Here is a 16,366-nt window from a genome sequence, read left to right as displayed (position 1 = left end):
TTGCAAAAAAATTACGTGCTATCAGATGCTTGCGTCGATTACAGCGGTACGCCCAGACGCTTGGCGACTTCTTCGTAGGCTTCGATAACATCACCGAGGCCCTGGCGGAAGCGGTCCTTGTCCATCTTCTTGCGTGTTTCCTTGTCCCACAGGCGGCAGCCGTCCGGGCTGAACTCGTCGCCCAGCACGATCTGGCCGTGGAATACGCCGAACTCCAGCTTGAAGTCCACCAGCAGCAAGCCGGCTTCGTCGAACAGCTGGCTCAGCACTTCGTTGACCTTGAGCGACAGCTCTTTCATCTTCGCCAATTGCTCGGCAGTGCCCCAACCGAATGCCACGACGTGGGATTCGTTGATGAACGGGTCGCCCTTGGCGTCGTCCTTGAGGAACAGTTCGAAGGTGTAGGGATTGAGCTTCAGGCCCTCTTCCACGCCCAGGCGCTTGACCAGGCTGCCGGCCGCGTAGTTACGCACCACGCATTCCACCGGGATCATGTCGAGCTTCTTCACCAGGCATTCGTTGTCGCCCAGCAGCTTGTCGAACTGGGTCGGAATACCGGCCGCTTCGAGCTTCTGCATGATGAAGGCGTTGAACTTGTTGTTCACCATGCCCTTGCGGTCCAGCTGTTCGATGCGCTTGCCGTCGAACGCCGAAGTGTCGTTGCGAAACAGCAGGATCAAACGGTCGGCGTCGTCGGTCTTGTACACCGACTTGGCTTTGCCGCGGTAGAGTTCTTCACGTTTTTCCATGATGGGCTCCGCTTGTTAAGTTGTTGGGCCAGGCGATATGTCGCCAGTCGAGCCCTGAATCTTGATCGGCCAATTGCAGCCAGTCCGGGTCGCACCCAAGGGTGTCGACAAAACATTGCCGGGCCAGCCGCGGCAGGTTGTTCTTGCTGCTCAGGTGGGCCAGTACCAGGTGTTGCAGGTCTTGCCAGCCCAACTCGGCCACCAGGCTCGCGGCCTGGTGGTTGTTCAAATGTCCCAGTTCACCACCGACCCGTTGCTTGAGAAAGGCCGGGTAATGCCCACGCCCCAGCAGGTCGCGACAATGGTTGGACTCGATCATCAAGGCATCGAGACCGCTGTAGCTGTCCATGACCCGGCCACAATAGGAACCCAGGTCGGTCAGCAGGCCGAAACGCCGCCGACCGTCACTGAATACGTACTGCGTCGGCTCAAGGGCATCGTGAGCCACCGACACCACCTCGATGCTCAAGCCGCCAATCCGCAAGGTCTCGCCGCCAGCCACGAAACCCGCCGGCTCGATGGGCTTGCGCAAGCCGCGCAAGGTGCCACGGCTCAGATACACCGGTAGATTGTAGCGCCGAGACAGCAAACCCACGCCATGCACGTGGTCGGCATGTTCGTGAGTGACCAGAATCGCGCTCAACTGCGTCGGACTCACCCCGAGGCGGGCCAGACGTCGCTCGGTTTCCCGCAGCGAGAAACCACAATCGACCAGGATCAGCGTGTCTTCACTGGCGATCAGCGTGCCGTTCCCTTGGCTACCACTGCCGAGAACGGCAAACCGCACCGGATCAGCCCAGGTTGTCTTGAATCACGCCCAACACCCGACGGGCCACATCGGCCGGTGCCACGGTGTTGATGTCCTTCTCGACGGTCACCTGGACGTTGTCGCCGACCTTGCTCAGGCGAACCTGATAACGCACGGCACGGGTTTCGATCTCTTCCTTGCTCGGCTTGCTGCCGAACAGACGACCGAAGAAGCCAGGCTCGTCGTTCTTCTTCTCGGCTTTTTCCGCCAGGTTGATGTAGTACAGGCCCAGGCTGCGGTTGATGTCTTCCACGCGCCACTCACCCTGCTCCAGCGCACGGCCGACACTCGACCAGGCACGGTCGAGGTCTTCACCGACGTTGAGCACCGGGTTGCCGCTACCGTCCTGGCTCAGGCTGACACGGCTTGGGGTATCGAAATCACGCGCGGCCAGCAACGACACCGAACCGCCCTTCTCGGCGCTGCGACTCATGCTCGAGAGCATTTCGTCGACCAGCGCCGAATCCAGGCCGAGATTGACCGAACGCGGGGTGAAATCGACGTTGGCGGTGCTGCCGGCCGGGCGCTGGGCACTGACCACATAGACTTCACTGGTATTGCGTTGCACGCCCGGCTCGATCCGGACCCGCACGCGGGTTTCGTTGTCACCCGCCGCCAGGCGCTTGCCCATCACCGCCGAGAGCTCATCGGAGCGCTGCCAGGCCGTGGTGAACTCACCGGTCTGCGGGCGTTGCGCGTCGATCCGGAAACCGTTGTCCTGGAAGAACTGCAAGGCCACTGGCCAGACTTCGGCCGGGGTATGCTGGGCCATTACCCAACGCGAATCGCCGCTTTTCTGCAGGCTGTAGTCGCTGGCGCTGGCCGCGACCTGCAAAGGCAGCGGACGCGGCACTTCGTACGGGCCCTTGGCGGTGTCGTCAGCGACGTTGCGCGGAATCGGCAGCAAGGGGTCAAGACGCTTGCTGGTGGTGACATCCGCCGGCAACTGCATGGCCGGTGTCTGTTTCGAATCCAGGTAATCGCTGCCGCGGTCGCGGAAATATCCTTCCGGGCCCCACAGCCAGGCGCAGCCACTGGTGCTGGAGATAATCAAGGCAAGTGCAGAAAGTCCGGCCAATCGCTTCATGCGGGGTATTTCCTCAATTAAACCAGGACGCCGGACTGGCGCATGGCCTGCCGCAGCGGTTCGTGACAGGGCGCACTGAGCCAGGTGAGCGGCAGACGGATACCGTCCGGCATCAAGCCCATCTCATGCAGTGCCCATTTCACGGGGATAGGGTTGGATTCGATGAACAGGGTCTTGTTCAGCGGCATCAGTTTTTCGTGAATCGCCCGCGCCTCGTCGGCCTTGCCGGCCATGGCGGCGGCGCACAGGTCGCTCATTTCACGGGGCGCGACGTTGGCGGTCACCGAGATATTGCCCTTGCCGCCGAGCAGCATCAGCTCGACCGCGGTGGCGTCATCACCGGAGTACACCAGGAAATCGCTGCTCACACCGGCCAGGATCGCCTTGGCTCGCTCCAGGTCGCCGGTGGCTTCCTTGATACCGATGATGTTCGGTACGCTCGACAGGCGAATCACGGTCTCGGCCTGCATGTCGCACGCGGTACGACCCGGAACGTTGTAGAGGATCTGCGGGATATCGACCGCTTCGGCGATGGTGCGGAAATGCTGGTACAGGCCTTCCTGGGTCGGCTTGTTGTAATAAGGGGTCACCAGCAGGCACGCATCGGCGCCAGCGTTTTTCGCGTTGGTGGTCAGTTCGATCGCTTCACGGGTCGAATTGGCGCCCGTACCGGCAATCACCGGGATACGCCCCGCCACCTGGTCAACCACGCGACGAATCACTTCGATATGTTCGTTCACATCGAGAGTGGCCGACTCACCAGTGGTGCCGACCGCGACAATGGCGTTGGTGCCGTTTTGCAGGTGGAAGTCCACCAGTTTGCTCAGGCTGTCCCAGTCAAGACGACCCTGTGCATCCATGGGTGTGACCAGTGCCACCATACTGCCCGCAATCATGCAACCGCTCCTGCCGGAAAAAGAGAGCGGTAATGGTACTGGCGCCATCAGGCTTGTACAAGCGAAGTACTGTCTATGAGCATTCCCCTGAGCGCAGGTTTTCGCTACCCTTCAGACTTTGATCGGTACTGAGTCGCTCATGTGCCGGGTTCCAGCCTCCATTTTCGCTGCCCGAAGCCCGTTCCGGCCTGGCCGCCGCCCGTCCTCTGCGAGGCGGAACCCGGCACCAGCGCTCGATTCCAGGCCTCGCCATCCGCATCCGGATACCCGAACCCAGCCCCTGACCGCCCCCAAGGTACCGACCGCTCATCGCTTTAGGAATGCTGCATGTCCACCCCCACAGTCCGCGAACAATTCCTTGTTATCAGTGCCCTCGGCGCCAACCCCATGGAGCTGACCAACGTCCTGTGCCGCGCCAGCCATGAAAATCGCTGCGCCGTCGTAACCTCACGCCTGACCCGCCACGGCGAGTACAGTGCGCTGGTCCTGCAGATTTCCGGTAGCTGGGACGCCCTGGCGCGCCTTGAAGCCGGATTGCCGAACCTGGCGAAGAAGCATGCCTTCATCGTCAGCGTGGTGCGCAGCGGTGCCCTGGAGAGCCGTCCCCAGGCGCTGCCGTACGTCGCTTATGTCAGCTCGGCCTACCGCTCGGACATCATCAACGAGCTGTGCCAGTTCTTTATGGACCATAACGTCGAGCTGGAAAACCTGACCTGCGACACGTACCTGGCGCCCCAGACCGGCGGCACCATGCTCAACGCCACCTTTACCGTGACCCTGCCTGCCGGCGTGCAGATCAGCTGGTTGCGCGATCAGTTCCTGGACTTCGCCGACGCGATGAACCTCGACGCGCTGATCGAACCGTGGCGCCCACAGAACCCAATGTAAGGAAACCTCCATGGCCGTCGTTATCGATCAACCCGTCGCCGATTTCCAGGCACCGGCCACCAGCGGGCAGACCGTCAGCCTCGCGGGCCTCAAGGGCAAGCAGGTGGTGATCTATTTCTACCCCAAGGACAGCACCCCGGGCTGCACCACCGAGGGCCAGGGCTTTCGTGACCAGTACCCGGCCTTCCAGGCCGCCAACACCGAGGTCTTCGGCGTGTCCCGCGACAGCCTGAAGGCCCACGAGAACTTCAAGGGCAAGCAGGCGTTCCCGTTCGAGCTGATCAGCGACAAGGACGAGGCCGTCTGCCAGCTGTTCGACGTGATCAAGCTGAAGAAGCTCTACGGCAAGGAATACCTGGGCGTGGACCGCAGCACCTTTTTGATCGATGCCCAGGGCGTGCTGCGCCAGGAATGGCGCGGCGTGAAAGTCCCCGGCCATGTCGACGCCGTGCTCGCGGCGGCCCAGGCCCTGCACCAGGCCTGAGCCGACGCGCTGCGTCAGGCTTTACGCAACCAGTAACGATAAACGCCGGACGCTTCCTCTTCATGAATCAGGATGTGTCCGGCGAGCCTGGCGAAAGTCCGAAAATCGCGCTGCGATCCGGCATCGGTGGCAATCACCTTGAGCACCGCGCCACTGGCCAGGCGATTGAGTTCCAGCTTGGCCTTGAGCAACGGCAGCGGGCAGTTCAGGCCACTGGCGTCCAGCTCGGCGTCGTGCTCTACAACTTCGGTCATTGCTTCACTCCTGGCGCGCGCCGGATGGTCGATTCGAAGCGCTTAGAATACCTCAAGTGGAAGCGGCTCTGGTGGCAAGCCCAGTGTCCGGCTACAGTAAGGACTTTGCCGACTCAGAGCCCTGTGCATGACCTTTCTGCGCCCCACCCTGTTGACGCTCGCCTGCCTGCTCGCCTCCCCCGGCTTCGCCGACGACCTGCCGTCACTTGGCGACGCCAGTTCCGCCATTGTCTCCCCGCAACAAGAGTTCCAGCTGGGTCGTGCCTGGCTGAGCCTGTTGCGCAGCGAGGTCAAGCAACTCAATGACCCGCAGCTCAAGGATTACGTCGAGAGCACGGTCTACAAACTGGCGGAAAGCAGCCAGGTCCAGGACCGGCGCCTGGTGTTCATCCTGATCGACAGCAACCAGCTCAACGCCTTCGCCGCCCCCGGCGGGATTGTCGGGATCAACGGCGGCCTGTTCCTCAACGCCCAGACCGAGGGCGAATACGCCGCGGTACTCGCCCACGAACTGGCGCACTTGTCGCAACGTCACTTCGCCCGCGGCGTGGAAGCCCAGCAACGCATGCAACTGCCGATGATGGCGGCCCTGCTGACCGGGATCGTGATCGCGGCGGCGGGCGGCGGCGACGCCGGTATTGCCACCATCGCCGGCACCCAGGCCGCGGCCTTCCAGGAGAAACAGCGGTTCTCCCGTCAGAACGAACAGGAAGCCGACCGCATCGGCATCCTCACCCTGGAAAAAGCTGGTTACGATCCACGCTCGATGCCAACCATGTTCGAGCGACTGATGCGCATCTACCGCTTCGACGCCAAGCCGCCAGAATTCCTCCTGACCCACCCGGTCACCGAGTCGCGGATCGCCGACACCCGCAACCGCGCCGAGCAATCCAAGCCCGGCGGCATCGAGGACAGCCTGCGTTATCAGTTGATCCGGGCCCGCGTGGTGCTGTCCTATGAAGACTCCCCGGGGCTGGCGGCCAAGCGTTTTCGGGCGCAGCTGGACGAGAACCCCAAGTCCGAGGTGGCGCGCTACGGTCTGGCCATCGCCCAGGTCAAGGGCACGCAGTTGAACGAGGCGCGCGCGACCCTCAAGCCGCTGCTGGACAAGTCGCCCAACGACATCACCTACAACCTGGCCCAGATCGATCTGGACACCGCAGCTAGTCGGTTCCCCGAAGCGCTGCAACGGACCGACAAGATGTTGCTGCAATATCCCGCCAGCTACCCGCTGAAGCAGGAGCGTATCGACCTGCTGATCAAGCAGAATCGCCCGGCCGAGGCGGAAAAGGCCCTGGACGACTTGTTGAAGACGCGCCAGGACGATCCGGATGTCTGGTATCAGCTCGCCGAAACCCGTGGCCAGTCCGGCAATATCATCGGCCTGCACCAGGCGCGGGCCGAATACTTTGCCCTGGTGGGCGACTTCAAGCAGGCGATCCAGCAACTGGACTTCGCCAAGCGCCGCGCACCGAACTTCCAACTGGCCTCACGCATCGATGCGCGCCAGAAGGAATTGATTGATCAGGAACGCATGGTCAAGGATCTGATGGGCGGCTGACAACATCAGCCCCCTGTAGGAGCGAGCTTGCTCGCGATGGTAACCCAGGCACTGCGGGGTATCAGGTGCCCTGCGTTATCGTTGACGTCCATCGCGAGCAAGCTCGCTCCTACAGGGGTGAGCCGTCGCCAAATGCCTCTCAGGCATTCCCCGCCAGTTTCAGGCGCGCCGCCTGGGTGAAATCCAGCATGCGCTTGAGTGGGCGAACCGCGCGGGGAATCACCGCCGCATCAACGAAGATCTCGTTGCTACCCTCGCGCAGGCACTGCAAGGTGCGCTCCAGGGTGTTCATGGCCATCCACGGGCAGTGCGCGCAACTGCGGCACGCCGCGCCGTTACCGGCGGTCGGCGCTTCGATGAAGACCTTGTCCGGACACAGCTGCTGCATCTTGTAGAAAATGCCGCGGTCGGTGGCCACGATAAAGGTCTTGTTCGGCAGGCGCTGCGCCGCCGCGATCAACTGGCTGGTGGAACCCACCGCATCGGCCAGCTCGATCACCGACTCCGGCGACTCGGGGTGCACCAGGATCGCCGCCTCGGGATACAACGCCTTCATGTCCTCCAACTGCTTGGACTTGAACTCCTCGTGGACGATGCAGGCCCCGTCCCAGAGCAACATATCGGCGCCGGTTTCCTTCTGGATATAGCGCCCCAGGTGCTTGTCCGGTGCCCAGATGATGGTTTCGCCGTTGTCCATCAGGCTTTCGACGATCTCCAGTGCACAACTGGAAGTCACCACCCAGTCGGCCCGCGCCTTCACCGCCGCCGAGGTGTTGGCATACACCACCACCGTGCGCTCGGGATGCTGGTCGCAGAACGCAGAAAACTCATCCACCGGGCAACCCAGGTCCAGCGAGCAGGTCGCTTCCAGGGTCGGCATCAGGATGCGTTTTTCCGGGGTGAGGATCTTGGCGGTCTCGCCCATGAAACGCACCCCGGCCACCAGTACGGTCTTGGCCGGATGGGCGGCACCGAAGCGGGCCATTTCCAGGGAGTCGGAGACACAGCCGCCGGTTTCCTCGGCCAGCGCCTGGATCACCGGATCGCAATAGAAGTGGGCCACCAGCACGGCATCCTGGGCCTTGAGCTCAGCGGCGATCTGCGCACGTAGCTGCGCCTCTTCGGCGGCACTCAGGGGTTTGGGGTGCTTGGCGTCAAGGTGGGCTTGAACCAGAAGGCGTTCGGAAATCTGCGTCATGTTCGCAAGACCTGCAAGCGCGAGAGCGCGAAAGTCGAGTATACCCCGGCCCCCGCCCCTTTCCGAGACGGGATATTCAGTGCAATGTACGGGCCGGGAAAGTGAATCCATCAGGCATGGACTGCTTTGCAGCGCCGCAAGGCTACAGAATATCCAATGAATTCAAAAGATTATTCTGATCTTCGGACAAGTGGGGGCAAAGCGTTGGATAATCCGCCCATTGAAGAGGCCTGGATGGCAACCGATGAGATCCGATGAGTACCTCGTAATGACCCGCAACGAGTGGGCGGAACTGCGTGCCAGCACGCCGTTGACCCTCTCGGAAGAAGATTTGTCGGCATTACGCGGCGTAAACGAAGACGTCTCCCTGGAAGATGTCGCCAACGTCTACCTGCCCCTGTCGCGGCTGATCAACCTGCACATCGGCGCAGCCCGCCAACTGACGGGCATCCGCGATACCTTTCTCGGTCGCCCAACCCACCGCGGCCCGTATATCGTGGCCATCGCCGGCAGCGTCGCGGTCGGCAAGAGCACCTTTGCCCGCGTACTGCAGGCGGTCATGGCGCGCTGGCCGGATCACCCGAATGTCGCCCTGGTCACCACCGACGGCTTTCTCTACCCCAACAGCAAGCTGGTGGCCGATGGCATCATGCACCGCAAGGGTTTTCCGGAGAGCTACGATCGCAAGCATATGGTCAAGTTTCTCGCGGCCGTGAAAGCCGGCGAACACAATATCGAGGCGCCGATCTACTCCCATGTCAGCTACGACATCGTGCCCGACCAGTACCAGGTAATCGACCAGCCGGACATCTTGATCTTCGAAGGCCTCAACGTGCTGCAGACCGATGGCGTCGACGGGCAGAAACCCTCCACCATCGTCTCCGACTTCTTCGATTTTTCGGTGTACCTGGATGCCGATGAACAAGATATCGAGCAGTGGTACGTGGCGCGTTTTCTGATGCTGCAGAAAACCTCGTTCCGCGCCCGCGGTGCGTACTTCCGCAAACTGGCCGACCTGACGCCCGAGGAGGCCCCCGAAGCCGCGCGCCAGATCTGGCGGGATATCAACCGGGTCAACCTGCTGGAAAACATTCTGCCGACCCGCGAACGGGCGGATCTGGTGCTGCGCAAGGCGGCGGACCATTCGGTCAGCGAAATCTGGTTACGTTGAGGCTGAGTCCCCATGAAGCTCCTCAGAGCATTGTTGAGCGTCACCTTGCTGAGCATCCCGGTCATGGCACTCGCCGAAGGCGGTAGCAACCGAGTGATCGCCCGCGCGCAAGCCCAGCGCGACGAGTCGATGGCACGCTTCCTCGAGCGTCAGGATGCCAAGGCGATTGTCAGCGCCCAACAAGCCGCCAAAGCTCGCCTCGCGGCTCGGATAGCAGGCTCGGCGCCCGTGGAAAAATCTGTAGACCAGCCCTGAACCGCGCGCCCGTGGCAACAGGCTCGGGTTACGCTGAATCCAGCGCCTGCTCGGCTTGCCATTGCCGTCGCCGCACTTCAGCGTGCGCCAGCCAGGCCAGGGTATCGGCGAAAGCCACCGGACGACTGAAGAAAAAGCCCTGCACCTGCGTACACCCCAGGCTACGCAGGGCCTTGAGTTCATCCTGTGTCTCGACCCCCTCGACCACACACTCCAAGCCCATGTCCAGGCTCAAGGCCACCAGCGACTTGACGATCTTGTAGCTCGCGGGATTGACATGAATATCGGTGACGAAGCGGCGATCGATCTTGAGCTTGGTCAGCGCCAGGGCGTGCAACTGACTCAGACTGGAATAGCCGGTGCCGAAATCGTCCAGCGAGATACCGCAGCCCAGCTCGCGAAACTGCTCGATCGCCCATTGCACCTGGAGAATGTCCTGCATGACCACGGTTTCAGTGATTTCCAGGTCCAGGTGCGCGGGATTGAAGCCACTGGCGTTGATCACATCGATGATCGACCGCACGCTGTCATGGGAGCCGCAATCGTGGACCGACAGATTGAATGAAAGCCGTATGCCTTCCGGCCAGGACCGCGCCATCTCCAACGCCTGCCGCAACAACGGTAGCGTGAGGCGATTGATCAGGCCGATGCGTTCGGCAATCGGAATGAACCGCACCGGGGAAACCAGGCCCAGCTCGGGGCTGTCCCAGCGGGCCAATGCCTCGAAGGCGACCGTCTCGCGACTGCAACTGTCGAGAATCGGCTGAAACAGCACGAAAAACTCCTTGTCCAGCACAGCCCTGCGCAACGCCTGCTCGGTGATGGCATCGCGATGCAGCTGCTCGCGATGGCTGGTCGAGAACAGGCACACCGACCCCGGACTATGGTGCTTGCCTTGATACAGCGCATAGTCCGCGTATTCGAAAAGCTCCTTGGTATTGGCGGCCCCCTGGGGAAACGTGGCGATGCCCAGAGTGCCGCCGATCTGGATCGGCACATCCACCAGCAAAAATTCCACGTGCAACTGCTCGCATACGGTCTTGCCGAATACCTGCAGCTCCTCGTCGCTGAGATCGCCTTCGAGCACCAGGGCGAACTCATCGCCACCCAGCCGCGCCACATGCACCGTGGCACCGGCCAACTGCAGCAACCGCCCACCGACCATGGTCAGAATCTTGTCGCCTACGCTATGGCCGTAGAGATCGTTCACCGGCTTGAATCCATCGAGATCGAGGATCCCTACCGCGAGGCGCGTTTCCTTGGCGAGCGCCTGGCTCATGGCGCTTTCCAGGGTGGTGAAAAACTGGCGCCGGTTGGGCAACCCGGTCAGGCTGTCCTGATTGGCCAGCCGCAGGTTCTCGTTGCTCAGCCGTTCGGTTTGCGCCTGCACATTCACCAAACGGGTGAAGTCGCGATAGTGATGCTGCAGGATGATCAACATCGCCAATGACACCAACAGGATGTTCACCGCCGTGGCAATAAAGGCCGGATTGTGGGTGGAGGCGAAAAAAATCACGAAGGCGACGTTGACCAGCAGTGTGGCGGTCAGCGCCGCGGGGCGCAGGTGCATCATGCAAAAAATGCAGACGATCACCGTAATCCCCATGAAAAAGGCGATTTGAGACTGTGAATAGGCGTCGCCGTAGGGATACAGGGCCAGGGACCAGGCGGTGAAAGCACTGGCCATAATCGGCACCAACTGATTGGTTCGCCGCAGGGACGCCAGGATTTGCGCATCGGCCGGCAAATGTCCGGAACAACGTAACCACATGCGTGCGCGCAGTACACAGATCAGCGTCATGATCAGTGGGATGACGAACGACAGCCAAAAAGGTGCGGTGCTCAGATGAGTGACGGCAAGCGCCCACATGTTGAGCAGCAAGACCAGGTACATCAGCGGCAGCTGCCGCGACAAGGCAACGTACTGGGCCTGAAGCAGCTTGGGGTTGTCATGGGGGACGGACAACAAGGTCCGCAGCGTATCCAGGAGCGTTCTTATCATTACAATGCCTCTCTGTCTGCGCAGTGAAGGCGTGCAGCGCTCGTCCGTTTCAGGTAGCTGACCAAAAATGAAGGCTTCCTCCTTACAACTGTCGGCGCTGGCGTTTCTTTCTTTAGAACCAACGGAGGATAAGCGTGTGGAAACGGACGAACGCACATTTCAAGAGACCGCTTGGGCGGTTCTCCTACGGAAGGCCACGATTCGTGGCAGGATCACTGTCCCCGCACTGACCGGGTTTGGCGACCACATCCAGTCGCTCAACTTCATCCAGCAAGCCGCAGAAGAGATCCACCAGCTGCGGGTCAAAATGCCGGCCAGCCTGTTCGCAGAGATATTCCCTTGAACGCTCGACGCTCCAGGCCTGCTTGTAGGGACGCGGCATCCTGAGAGCATCATAGACATCACAAATCGCCACGATCCGGCCCGACAACGGGATCGCCTCGCCTCGCAAACGGCTGGGGTAGCCGCTGCCGTCCCAACGCTCGTGATGGGCCAGGGCAATCTCCGCCGCCAGGTCGGTGACAGGAGAGCCATTGCTGTCATGCAATATTTCATAACCAATGCGCGGATGTTCCTGCATGACTTCGCGTTCCAGCGCTGTCAGCGCCCCGGGCTTTTGCAATATCGCGTCTTCTATGCCGATTTCCCCGACATCGTGCATCGGCGCCGCCATGCGGATCAGTTCACACCATTGCCGGGGCATACCGACAGCCTTGGCCAGCATGGCCGCGGAGTCGCCGATGCGACGGATATGACTGCCGCTATCGTGGTCACGGTAACTGGCGGCCCGGCTCAGGCTCTTGATGATCGCCTGGTAGCCGGCCTCCAACTGGGCGGTACGTCGTTCGACCTTGCGCTCCAGTTCGCCATTGGTGTCGCGCAACAACCGGGTGGCCTGGGCCAGTTCCAGGCAACTACGTACGCGCAACAGTACCTCCGGCAGATCGATGGGTTTGCAGATAAAGTCGTTGGCCCCCATCTCCAAGCCTTTGCGACGGTTCTTCGGATCATTCAGGGCCGTCACGATAATAATCGGCGATTCGATCCGACTGCGCTGCTTGAGCCGCTCAAGAATCTCGAAACCATCGGGTGCCGGCATATACAGGTCCAGCAGCAACAAGTCCCAAGGGTTGGACTGTAGCCAGGCAAGCCCTGAGGTGGAGTCGGAGAAAGTTCTGATGTTATTGAGTCCCGAGGCCCGCAAACACGAATCCAGCAGCCGGAGATTGAGCGGAACATCATCGATGATGACGATTTCACTTTCAGCGTTGACTTTGGAAAACATAAATCCGTCACTCCCATGGCCAGTGTCCCGTCGGAAGGAGCGCTGTCGATACCGGCAAAAGCACAGCAGATCCCCCGGGGCGGGATGATCCTGTGAAGCGGGGCGGTTTTCTTCGAAATGTTCGACGATATGGCATCAGCAACATAGCATCATATTGATATCATCCTATTCATACCTTAGACGTTTGTCCAAGCGGCCAACCGTCCTTCCGTCGGCAGAGGGGTCAAGACGCAATCGAGCCACTGGGCCCGCCTGGATCAGGCGCTGACCGGCGACCCCATGCCCCCAACCGAGCGGCTGTTCATACTATCGGGGGCTTACGCTATGCTCCAGACAGGATAACCGGGGGAAAGGCGAATGGATTCAACCGTGACACCTGAGGTCGCTCCCACGCCAGGCGCGGAGGAAACCGATGCCCTGCTGCCGGGCCCCGCCGAGCAAGACTATCGCCTGGCCTTCGATTCCGCCGGTACTGGCCTGGCCTTGCTGCGCCTGAGCGGCGAATGGATCGCCGCCAACCAGATGCTCTGCCGGATGCTCGGCTACACCGAAGCAGAGCTGCGCCGCACCTCGTTCCAGCAACTGACCCACCCCGATGACCTCCAGGTCGGCAGGGATGAAGTACCCAGGCTGGTCCAGGGCCAGCGCGCGAGCCTGACCCTGGAAAAGCGTTACCTGCGCAAGGACGGCAGCCTGCTCTGGGCGCGCTTGACCATCGGCGTCGCGCGCAACCCGCAAGGCGAAGCCCTTTACTACGTGTCCCAGCTCGAGGACATCAGCGAGCACCTGGCCTTGCGCCAGGCGCTGCTGAGCAACGAACAGAAGTACCGTTCCCTGGCGCAAAACTCGCCCAACATCATCCTGCGTTACAACCGGCTCGGACAACGTATCTACGCCAACCCCGAGTTCGAACGCACCCGCGGTTTTCCCGATGTTCCCGGCATCGAGCGCACGTCGTCCCAGGGGCCCCACACACAACCGATCGACGAGGATTTCCGCGCGCAGTTGCAACACACCCTGTCCACCGGCATCCCGGCCACCCAGTTGCTGGAAAGCAAGGATCCCTACTCCGGACGCTCCGTGGCATTCCTGTGCAGCCTGACGGTGGAACACGAGGATAGCGCCGAAATCTCCGGGGTCCTGGTCATGGCCCAGAATGTCAGCTCGTTGCGGCAACAGGAACGCGCGGAGAACGCCCGCTCGGCGATTTTCCAGGTGATGATCATCGACGGTGCGCTGCAGACAGTGCTGCCGTTGTTGAGCACCTACCTGGAGGTGCTGACACCCGAGTTTCGCCATGCCATCGTGTTCAAGACAGAGCCCGGCAGCAGCAACCCGCCCCTGCCGCCCGATGACCCGCGGTCGCTTCAGGCCTGCCTGGCCGCGGACCTGAACCGCTTTCCCGGATTCTTCGAGCAACGCCGGTTGATCGACGACCTGAGGACCGATGCCGCGCACCAGAGCTTCAGCGCCCCCGCCCTGCTGGCCGGCTATCGGGGCTGCTGGCTGGAGCCGGTGGTCAATAGCAGCGGTCGGACGCTGGGAGTCATCGTACTGCTGATCAACGCGGAACAGGCCCTGCATGACCAGGACCGCAAGTATGCACAAATGGCCAGCCATATAGGCTCCATTGCCTGGGAACGTTGCTCGGCCCTGGATAGCCTGGCGCAAAGCGAACGCCGCTACCGCGAAGTCTTCGATCACACCCAGGACATGCTTTGCCTGCTGGCCATCGATGCCGACCAGCAACTCAGTTGCCTGGAGGCCAATCCGATGCTATGCCAGATGCTCGCCAGGAAACATGCGGACCTGATCGGGCAAGCCCTGGACCAATGGCTACCGGGCGAAGCCGCGCAAGTGGTCGAAGCCATCTGCCAACACTGCATCGCGGTCGGTGCCCCCATCGAGCTCGATGCCCACCTGCCCTGTGGTGAGCGCTCGCTCTTTATCCATTTCAACCTGGTGCCGGTCGCCGACGCCAACGGCCGCCTGCACCGAATGGTGTGCATCGCCCGAAACATCACCGACCTGCGGGAAATCCAGCGTAACGAACGGGCCCGCCAACAGGAAATCGGCACCCTGGTGGAAAACTCCCCGGATGGCATCGCGCGCCTGAGCCCGTCCGGCAAGCTGCTGTTTATCAATCCGGCGCTGGAACGCTGGCTTGACCGGCCCAAGGCCAGGTTGCTGCATAAACGCCTGCCGCAGGTTCTGCCCCGCAACCTGCAAAGCCAGCTGCTCCAGGATGCGCTGATCGAAGCAGTGGAAACCGGCCAGCCGCTGGAGCACGAGTATGTGCTCAGCGGCCAGCGACGCTTGCAACGGGTCTACCACATCAGCCTGGTTCCGGAACAGGACGTCCAGGGGCGCATCGGCACCGTGCTGGTGGTGGTCCGTGATATTTCCAAACTGCGGGTGGCCGAGCGGCGCCTGGTCACGCTGAACAATCAACTGCGGCAACTGATGTCCAGCCGGGAAAGTGCCCGGGAAGAGGAGCGCAAGCTGATCGCCCAGGAAATTCATGACGAACTGGGGCAGCACCTGACGGCGATCCGCATGGGCACTTCGCTGCTGCGCTTTCAGTATGGCGAGCAAGTGCCGCAACTCAGTGAGCAGGTCACGCGCCTGCTGCAACTGATCGATCAGACCGTCCAGGTGGTGAGAAACATTTCCACCAGCCTGCGCCCGTCGATCCTCAATATGGGACTGGTGCCCGCCCTCGAGTGGCTGACCGACACGTTCAGACAACAATGGGGCATCGTCTGCGACTTGCAGATCCCCCGACAACCGGTGCAACTGGAGGATGCCGCCGCCACCGCGGCCTTTCGGATCGCCCAGGAATCGCTGACCAATATCGCCCGTCATGCCGAGGCCAGCCGCGTCAGGGTGACGTTGGAAAAAACCGTCAGTGGCTGGTCGCTGGAAATCACCGACAACGGCAAGGGCTTCGAGCAACGCGGGTTATCCGGCAAGACCCTCGGACTGCTGGGCATGCGCGAACGTGGCCTGACCCTGGGCGGCACCACCCAGATTTCCAGCAAAATCGGCGGCGGCACCACCGTGCAGCTGAAGGTACCCGACTCAAGGACCCACGACTCATGATCCGACTGATGGTAGCCGACGACCACCGAATAATGCGCGAAGGCCTCAAGCAGCTGTTCGCCCTGGTCAAGGACTTTTGCGTGGTCGCCGAAGCGGAGAATGGCGCCCAGGTCCTGGACCTGCTGCGCCACACCGAGATCGACGTCTTACTGCTCGACATGACCATGCCCGGTAGCAGCGGCGAGGATCTGATCGGGCGTATCCACGCCCACTACCCCAAGCTGCCGATGCTGATCCTGAGCATGCACAACGAAGCCCATATCGCTCAGCGGGCCCTGCGTGCCGGGGCTTCGGGCTACATGACCAAGGACCACGATCCGGAGACCCTGCTGGCCGCCATCCGCAAGGTCGGCGGCGGCGGTCGCTACCTTGATCCGGAACTGGCCGAACAGATCGCCCTGCAAAGCAGCGGCTTGTCCCCCGAAAGCCCGTCGCAAGCGCTTTCGGCACGGGAATTCCAGATTCTGCGCATGCTGGCACAGGGCCTGAGTGTCAATCAGATCGCCGAACAACTGGTGATCAGCAACAAGACCGTGAGCACCCACAAGACCCGGTTGATGGAGAAGATGTGCTTCACCACCAGCACCGACCTGGTGCGCTATGCCCTGAGCCAGGGACTGGTCTGA

The 16,366-nt window shown here is 61.6% G+C and carries 15 protein-coding genes; 7 read left to right on the top strand and 8 right to left on the bottom strand.

What is annotated here, in order from left to right; all coding sequences use genetic code 11:
- Positions 1–38: 38 nt before the first annotated feature.
- The 4 genes from purC to dapA are packed head-to-tail and all read right to left on the bottom strand — an operon-like array spanning position 39 to position 3,540.
- Complete coding sequence (gene purC, locus AC07T0_RS02240; RefSeq protein ID WP_248745063.1) at positions 39–749, bottom strand: phosphoribosylaminoimidazolesuccinocarboxamide synthase; 711 nt, start codon at positions 747–749, stop codon at positions 39–41.
- Positions 736–1,536, bottom strand: a complete 801-nt coding sequence (locus tag AC07T0_RS02235) for an MBL fold metallo-hydrolase (protein ID WP_177099987.1) — start codon at positions 1,534–1,536, stop codon at positions 736–738. The genes purC and AC07T0_RS02235 overlap by 14 nt, the downstream gene beginning before the upstream one ends.
- A gap of 4 nt (positions 1,537–1,540) precedes the next feature.
- Positions 1,541–2,644: an NlpB/DapX family lipoprotein gene (bamC, locus tag AC07T0_RS02230; protein ID WP_494999654.1), complete on the bottom strand. Its 1,104-nt coding sequence runs from the start codon at positions 2,642–2,644 to the stop codon at positions 1,541–1,543.
- A 17-nt stretch (positions 2,645–2,661) separates the two neighbouring features.
- Complete coding sequence (gene dapA / locus AC07T0_RS02225; protein WP_494999653.1) at positions 2,662–3,540, bottom strand: 4-hydroxy-tetrahydrodipicolinate synthase; 879 nt, start codon at positions 3,538–3,540, stop codon at positions 2,662–2,664.
- Positions 3,541–3,867: 327 nt separating this feature from the next.
- Here dapA and AC07T0_RS02220 point away from each other — a divergent pair, with 327 nt between their 5' ends.
- Positions 3,868–4,428: a glycine cleavage system transcriptional repressor gene (locus AC07T0_RS02220; protein ID WP_100938862.1), complete on the top strand. Its 561-nt coding sequence runs from the start codon at positions 3,868–3,870 to the stop codon at positions 4,426–4,428.
- A 10-nt stretch (positions 4,429–4,438) separates the two neighbouring features.
- Positions 4,439–4,912, top strand: a complete 474-nt coding sequence (locus tag AC07T0_RS02215) for a peroxiredoxin (RefSeq protein WP_494999652.1) — start codon at positions 4,439–4,441, stop codon at positions 4,910–4,912.
- Between the two features lie 14 nt (positions 4,913–4,926).
- Here AC07T0_RS02215 and AC07T0_RS02210 read toward each other — a convergent pair whose 3' ends face one another.
- Positions 4,927–5,166 carry a sulfurtransferase TusA family protein gene (locus tag AC07T0_RS02210; protein ID WP_103498659.1) on the bottom strand — a complete coding sequence of 80 codons (240 nt, stop codon included), beginning with the start codon at positions 5,164–5,166 and terminating at the stop codon, positions 4,927–4,929.
- Positions 5,167–5,293: 127 nt separating this feature from the next.
- Here AC07T0_RS02210 and AC07T0_RS02205 point away from each other — a divergent pair, with 127 nt between their 5' ends.
- Positions 5,294–6,727: a M48 family metalloprotease gene (locus tag AC07T0_RS02205; protein WP_494999651.1), complete on the top strand. Its 1,434-nt coding sequence runs from the start codon at positions 5,294–5,296 to the stop codon at positions 6,725–6,727.
- Positions 6,728–6,866: 139 nt separating this feature from the next.
- Here AC07T0_RS02205 and nadA read toward each other — a convergent pair whose 3' ends face one another.
- Positions 6,867–7,925 carry a quinolinate synthase NadA gene (gene nadA, locus AC07T0_RS02200; RefSeq protein ID WP_494999650.1) on the bottom strand — a complete coding sequence of 353 codons (1,059 nt, stop codon included), beginning with the start codon at positions 7,923–7,925 and terminating at the stop codon, positions 6,867–6,869.
- 268 nt (positions 7,926–8,193) lie between these two features.
- Here nadA and coaA point away from each other — a divergent pair, with 268 nt between their 5' ends.
- Both coaA and AC07T0_RS02190 read left to right on the top strand, forming a co-directional pair.
- Positions 8,194–9,096 carry a type I pantothenate kinase gene (gene coaA / locus AC07T0_RS02195; protein WP_494999649.1) on the top strand — a complete coding sequence of 301 codons (903 nt, stop codon included), beginning with the start codon at positions 8,194–8,196 and terminating at the stop codon, positions 9,094–9,096.
- A gap of 12 nt (positions 9,097–9,108) precedes the next feature.
- The gene (locus AC07T0_RS02190) at positions 9,109–9,351 is read left to right on the top strand and encodes a co-regulatory protein PtrA N-terminal domain-containing protein (protein WP_494999648.1); all 243 of its coding nucleotides are present in this window, start codon (positions 9,109–9,111) and stop codon (positions 9,349–9,351) included.
- A 28-nt stretch (positions 9,352–9,379) separates the two neighbouring features.
- Here the strand turns inward: AC07T0_RS02190 and AC07T0_RS02185 are convergent, their stop codons facing one another.
- Together AC07T0_RS02185 and AC07T0_RS02180 are read right to left on the bottom strand one after the other, a co-directional pair.
- On the bottom strand, positions 9,380–11,353 hold the full coding sequence (locus AC07T0_RS02185; protein ID WP_494999647.1) for a putative bifunctional diguanylate cyclase/phosphodiesterase: 1,974 nt from the start codon (positions 11,351–11,353) through the stop codon (positions 9,380–9,382).
- Positions 11,354–11,537: 184 nt separating this feature from the next.
- Positions 11,538–12,638 carry an HD domain-containing phosphohydrolase gene (locus AC07T0_RS02180; RefSeq protein WP_494999646.1) on the bottom strand — a complete coding sequence of 367 codons (1,101 nt, stop codon included), beginning with the start codon at positions 12,636–12,638 and terminating at the stop codon, positions 11,538–11,540.
- Between the two features lie 357 nt (positions 12,639–12,995).
- Between AC07T0_RS02180 and AC07T0_RS02175 the strand changes: the two genes are divergently transcribed.
- Positions 12,996–15,740: a sensor histidine kinase gene (locus tag AC07T0_RS02175; protein WP_494999645.1), complete on the top strand. Its 2,745-nt coding sequence runs from the start codon at positions 12,996–12,998 to the stop codon at positions 15,738–15,740.
- Positions 15,737–16,366 carry a response regulator gene (locus AC07T0_RS02170; RefSeq protein ID WP_494999644.1) on the top strand — a complete coding sequence of 210 codons (630 nt, stop codon included), beginning with the start codon at positions 15,737–15,739 and terminating at the stop codon, positions 16,364–16,366. The genes AC07T0_RS02175 and AC07T0_RS02170 overlap by 4 nt, the downstream gene beginning before the upstream one ends.

It is taken from the genome of Pseudomonas sp. GW821-FHT04D07 (assembly GCF_059420225.1).
This window is presented reverse-complemented; position numbering and strand designations above follow the sequence as displayed.

Coding starts and splice junctions, on each gene's coding strand:
- purC (WP_248745063.1), bottom strand. CDS start 749: ATGGAAAAACGTGAAGAACTCTACCGCGGCAAAGCCAAGTCGGTGTAC.
- bamC (WP_494999654.1), bottom strand. CDS start 2,644: ATGAAGCGATTGGCCGGACTTTCTGCACTTGCCTTGATTATCTCCAGC.
- dapA (WP_494999653.1), bottom strand. CDS start 3,540: ATGATTGCGGGCAGTATGGTGGCACTGGTCACACCCATGGATGCACAG.
- AC07T0_RS02220 (WP_100938862.1), top strand. CDS start 3,868: ATGTCCACCCCCACAGTCCGCGAACAATTCCTTGTTATCAGTGCCCTC.
- AC07T0_RS02215 (WP_494999652.1), top strand. CDS start 4,439: ATGGCCGTCGTTATCGATCAACCCGTCGCCGATTTCCAGGCACCGGCC.
- AC07T0_RS02210 (WP_103498659.1), bottom strand. CDS start 5,166: ATGACCGAAGTTGTAGAGCACGACGCCGAGCTGGACGCCAGTGGCCTG.
- AC07T0_RS02205 (WP_494999651.1), top strand. CDS start 5,294: ATGACCTTTCTGCGCCCCACCCTGTTGACGCTCGCCTGCCTGCTCGCC.
- nadA (WP_494999650.1), bottom strand. CDS start 7,925: ATGACGCAGATTTCCGAACGCCTTCTGGTTCAAGCCCACCTTGACGCC.
- coaA (WP_494999649.1), top strand. CDS start 8,194: ATGACCCGCAACGAGTGGGCGGAACTGCGTGCCAGCACGCCGTTGACC.
- AC07T0_RS02190 (WP_494999648.1), top strand. CDS start 9,109: ATGAAGCTCCTCAGAGCATTGTTGAGCGTCACCTTGCTGAGCATCCCG.
- AC07T0_RS02185 (WP_494999647.1), bottom strand. CDS start 11,353: ATGATAAGAACGCTCCTGGATACGCTGCGGACCTTGTTGTCCGTCCCC.
- AC07T0_RS02180 (WP_494999646.1), bottom strand. CDS start 12,638: ATGTTTTCCAAAGTCAACGCTGAAAGTGAAATCGTCATCATCGATGAT.
- AC07T0_RS02175 (WP_494999645.1), top strand. CDS start 12,996: ATGGATTCAACCGTGACACCTGAGGTCGCTCCCACGCCAGGCGCGGAG.
- AC07T0_RS02170 (WP_494999644.1), top strand. CDS start 15,737: ATGATCCGACTGATGGTAGCCGACGACCACCGAATAATGCGCGAAGGC.